Annotated in this window: 3 protein-coding genes; 2 read left to right on the top strand and 1 reads right to left on the bottom strand. The window is 70.8% G+C overall.

The window, feature by feature from the left end:
• Positions 1-60 precede the first annotated feature (60 nt).
• Entirely contained in the window at positions 61-912 is an 852-nt protein-coding gene (murI, locus tag A612_RS05715; RefSeq protein ID WP_019373570.1) for a glutamate racemase, read from the bottom strand.
• 256 nt (positions 913-1,168) lie between these two features.
• Here murI and ilvD point away from each other — a divergent pair, with 256 nt between their 5' ends.
• Both ilvD and A612_RS05705 read left to right on the top strand, forming a co-directional pair.
• Positions 1,169-3,028, top strand: coding sequence for a dihydroxy-acid dehydratase (gene ilvD, locus A612_RS05710; protein ID WP_040436191.1), 1,860 nt, complete (start codon positions 1,169-1,171; stop codon positions 3,026-3,028).
• A gap of 135 nt (positions 3,029-3,163) precedes the next feature.
• A partial coding sequence (locus tag A612_RS05705) for a YbfB/YjiJ family MFS transporter (protein WP_141630332.1) occupies positions 3,164-3,744 on the top strand: 581 nt, incomplete at its 3' end.

The following is a 3,744-nucleotide window of genomic DNA, read 5'->3' as shown; positions in this document are numbered from 1 at the left end:
GGGTCGGGCCACGGCGGCGGCCGCCGTCCGCGCCACCTGCACTGACGCGCCTGTCCGGGCTCAGGCCTGGACCTTGGCACACGCGGAAGCGGGCAACCCCAGCCAGTGCCGTGCCGCCGCCTGCAGGGCGGCAAGCTCGCCCGTGGTCCACAGGCGCAGCCGGCCCGGCGTGGCCGGGCCCTCGCGCAGCAGGCCGCGCGCCGCCAGCATCCGCCGCGTCTGGCGCGCCACGGGAACGCCCGTGTCGATCAGCCGAACTTCCTCGCCCAGCAGCTGGCGCAGGGCATCGCGGGCGAACACGTAATGCGTGCAGCCCAGCACCAAGGTGTCGATGTTTCCGGGTTCCTCGCCGAACGCCCCCAGCCGCGCCGTGTAGTGGGCGCACAGCTCGAGCACGCGCTGCCGTGCCGCTGCGCCGGCCTTCCCGCCCTCGGCACTGGATTCGATCGCGTGCGCGAGCCCGTCGCAGGCCTGCACCGCCAGCCCGACCCCTCTGCCATGTGCCTGCAGCAGGCGGCGGAAGCGGGCGCTTGCCACCGTGCCGCGTGTGGCGAGCACGCCCACGCGGCCGGTGCGGCTGGTCTGCACGGCCGGCTTGATGGCCGGCTCCACCCCCACCACCGGCATGTTCGGCCAGGCGGCGCGCAGCTGCTCCACCGCCGCGGCCGTGGCGGTGTTGCAGGCCACCACCAAGGCCTTGGCGCCGTGCTGCTGCACGAGCAGCCGGCCGATGGCCAGGCTGCGCGCGATGACGAAGGCCTCGCCGCGCTCGCCATAGGGGGCGTGGGCGCTGTCGGCCAGGTAGAGGCAGTCCTCGCCAGGCAGCTCCTCGCGCAGCGCCGCCAGCACGCTCAGGCCGCCGACGCCGCTGTCGAACATGCCGATGGGAGCCTGGGAGGCGGCGGGCGTCATTGGGGGTGGATCCTCACGGGCCGAAGGCATGGAATGTCGGGCAGGGCGCGGCCGCCAAGTATGCCGCGGCTGTGTGCGGGCGCGTCGCCAGCCGCGGGCTTGCGCGGCGGGCCTGCGACATAATCATCGAATCTGCCCCCGGCTTGGCCCACGAAGCCCCGAGATGGCCTGTTTCCTCGCCTGCCGCACCAACGCCGCGGCGCGCGCAGGCCGCCGATGCGCCCTCCGTTCCTTCCTTTCGCGTTCCCGTACCAAGATGCCTGAATACCGTTCCAAGACCTCCACCGCTGGCCGCAACATGGCGGGCGCGCGTGCCCTGTGGCGCGCCACCGGCATGAAGGATGCCGACTTCTCCAAGCCGATCATCGCGGTGGTGAACTCGTTCACCCAGTTCGTTCCGGGCCACGTGCACCTCAAGGACCTGGGCCAGCTGGTGGCGCGCGAGATCGAGGCCGCCGGTGGCGTGGCCAAGGAGTTCAACACCATCGCCGTGGACGACGGCATCGCCATGGGCCACGACGGCATGCTGTATTCGCTGCCGAGCCGCGAAATCATCGCCGACAGCGTGGAATACATGGTGAATGCGCATTGCGCCGACGCCATGGTGTGCATCTCCAACTGCGACAAGATCACGCCCGGCATGCTGATGGCGGCGATGCGTCTGAACATTCCGGTGATCTTCGTCTCGGGCGGGCCGATGGAGGCGGGCAAGGCGACGCCCGCCGTGCCGGGCCAGGCGACGATCAGCTTCACCAAGAAGCTCGACCTGATCGACCCGATGGTCATGGCGGCCGATGATTCCGTGAGCGATGCCGACTTGGCCGAGGTCGAGCGCTCGGCGTGTCCGACCTGCGGGTCCTGCTCGGGCATGTTCACCGCCAACTCGATGAACTGCCTGACGGAGGCCCTGGGCCTGTCGCTGCCGGGCAACGGCACGCTGCTGGCGACGCACGCCGATCGCGAGCAGCTCTTCAGGCGCGCCGGCCGGCGCATCGTGGAGCTGGCGCGCCAGTACTACGAGCAGGACGACGAGCGCATCCTGCCGCGCTCGGTGGGCCTGGCGGCCTTCGAGAACGCCATGACGCTGGACATCGCCATGGGCGGCTCCACCAACACCATCCTGCACCTGCTGGCCATCGCGCAGGAAGCGGAGATTCCCTTCACCATGAAGGACATCGACCGCCTGTCGCGCGACGTCCCGCAGCTGTGCAAGGTGGCGCCCAATACCGACAGGTACCACATCGAGGACGTGCACCGCGCCGGCGGCATCATGGCCATCCTGGGCGAGCTCGACCGCGCCGGCAAGCTGCACACCGATGTGCCGACGGTGCACGCCAGGACGCTGGGCGAGGCGCTGGAGCAGTGGGACGTGACGCGCACGCAGGACGAGGCCGTGCACCGGCTGTACCTGGCCGCCCCGGGCGGCGTTCCCACGCAGGTGGCCTTCAGCCAGGACGCGCGCTGGCCCAGCCTGGACCTGGACCGCGAGCACGGCTGCATCCGCAGCTACGACCACGCCTACAGCAAGGAGGGCGGCCTCGCCGTGCTGCACGGCAACATCGCGGTCGATGGCTGCGTGGTCAAGACGGCGGGCGTGGACGAGTCCATCCTGGTCTTCGAGGGCCCGGCGCACGTGGTCGAGTCGCAGGACGAGGCGGTGGAGCACATCCTGGATGACCAGGTCAAGGCCGGTGACGTGGTGGTCGTGCGCTACGAAGGGCCGAAGGGCGGGCCGGGCATGCAGGAGATGCTCTACCCCACGAGCTACATCAAGTCCAAGGGACTGGGCAAGGCGTGCGCGCTGCTGACCGACGGGCGCTTCTCCGGCGGCACCTCGGGCCTGTCGATCGGCCACGTCTCGCCGGAAGCGGCCTCGGGCGGCGCCATCGGTCTGGTGCGAAACGGCGACCGCATCCGCATCGACATCCCGAACCGCACCATCGACGTGCTGGTCGACGACGACGAGCTGGCGCGCCGCCGTGCCGAGCAGGACGCCCGCGGCTGGAAGCCGGCTGCGCCGCGCCCGCGCAAGGTATCGGCGGCGCTGAAAGCCTACGCCATGCTGGTGACCAGTGCCGACAAGGGCGCCGTGCGCGACCTGTCGCTGCTGGACTGACGGTCCTCCTTGCTTCCTGCGTCCACACCGACAGGCCCTTCGCGGCGAGGGCGGCCGAGCCGAAGGTGACGGCGCCGGTATGCAGGCCACCGTGACTTTCGTGCCGCCGCGCTGCCGCCGCGAGAAAGATTCCCCATGACAATTGCCGGCCGCGCAGGCGCGGACATGGATCGCCAGCGCCTGCGCGTGGTCCTCTCGGGCGTCTTCGCGCTGATTCTCACGGTGGGCCTCGCGCGCTTTGCCTACACGCCGCTGCTGCCGGTGATGCGCGCCGAGGCCGGTCTCACCTACCTGGCGGGCGGCTGGCTGGCGGCGCTGAACTACGCCGGCTACATCACGGGCGCCCTGATCGCCGCCTTCGGGGGCGACCTGCGGCGCAAGTTCCACTATTACCGCATGGGCCTGGTGGCGGCCGTGCTCAGCACCGGGGCGATGGGGCTGACGGAGAACATGCTGCTGTGGGCGCTGCTGCGCTTCGTTGCCGGCATGTCGAGCACGGCGGGCATGTTGCTGGCCTCCGGGCTGGTGCTGGACTGGCTGATGCGAAACCACCAGCGCCCGATCCTGGGGCTGCATTTCACGGGCATTGGGCTCGGGATCGTGGTCTCGGGCCTGGCGGCCGGCGCCATGGCGGGGCGGCTGGACTGGGCCGGGCAGTGGCTGGCGCTGGGCCTGCTGGGTCTGTGTTTCTTCCTGCCGGCTTGGCGCTGGCTGCC

The sequence above is a fragment of the Melaminivora alkalimesophila genome (assembly GCF_000282995.1).
Taxonomy (GTDB): domain Bacteria; phylum Pseudomonadota; class Gammaproteobacteria; order Burkholderiales; family Burkholderiaceae_C; genus Melaminivora; species Melaminivora alkalimesophila.
Note: the sequence above shows the minus strand (reverse complement) of the source record. Positions and strands in the feature narration are given on the sequence as shown.

Bases quoted from the DNA above. Each gene is read 5' to 3' on its own strand.
- murI (WP_019373570.1), bottom strand. From the start codon at position 912: ATGACGCCCGCCGCCTCCCAGGCTCCCATCGGCATGTTCGACAGCGGC.
- ilvD (WP_040436191.1), top strand. From the start codon at position 1,169: ATGCCTGAATACCGTTCCAAGACCTCCACCGCTGGCCGCAACATGGCG.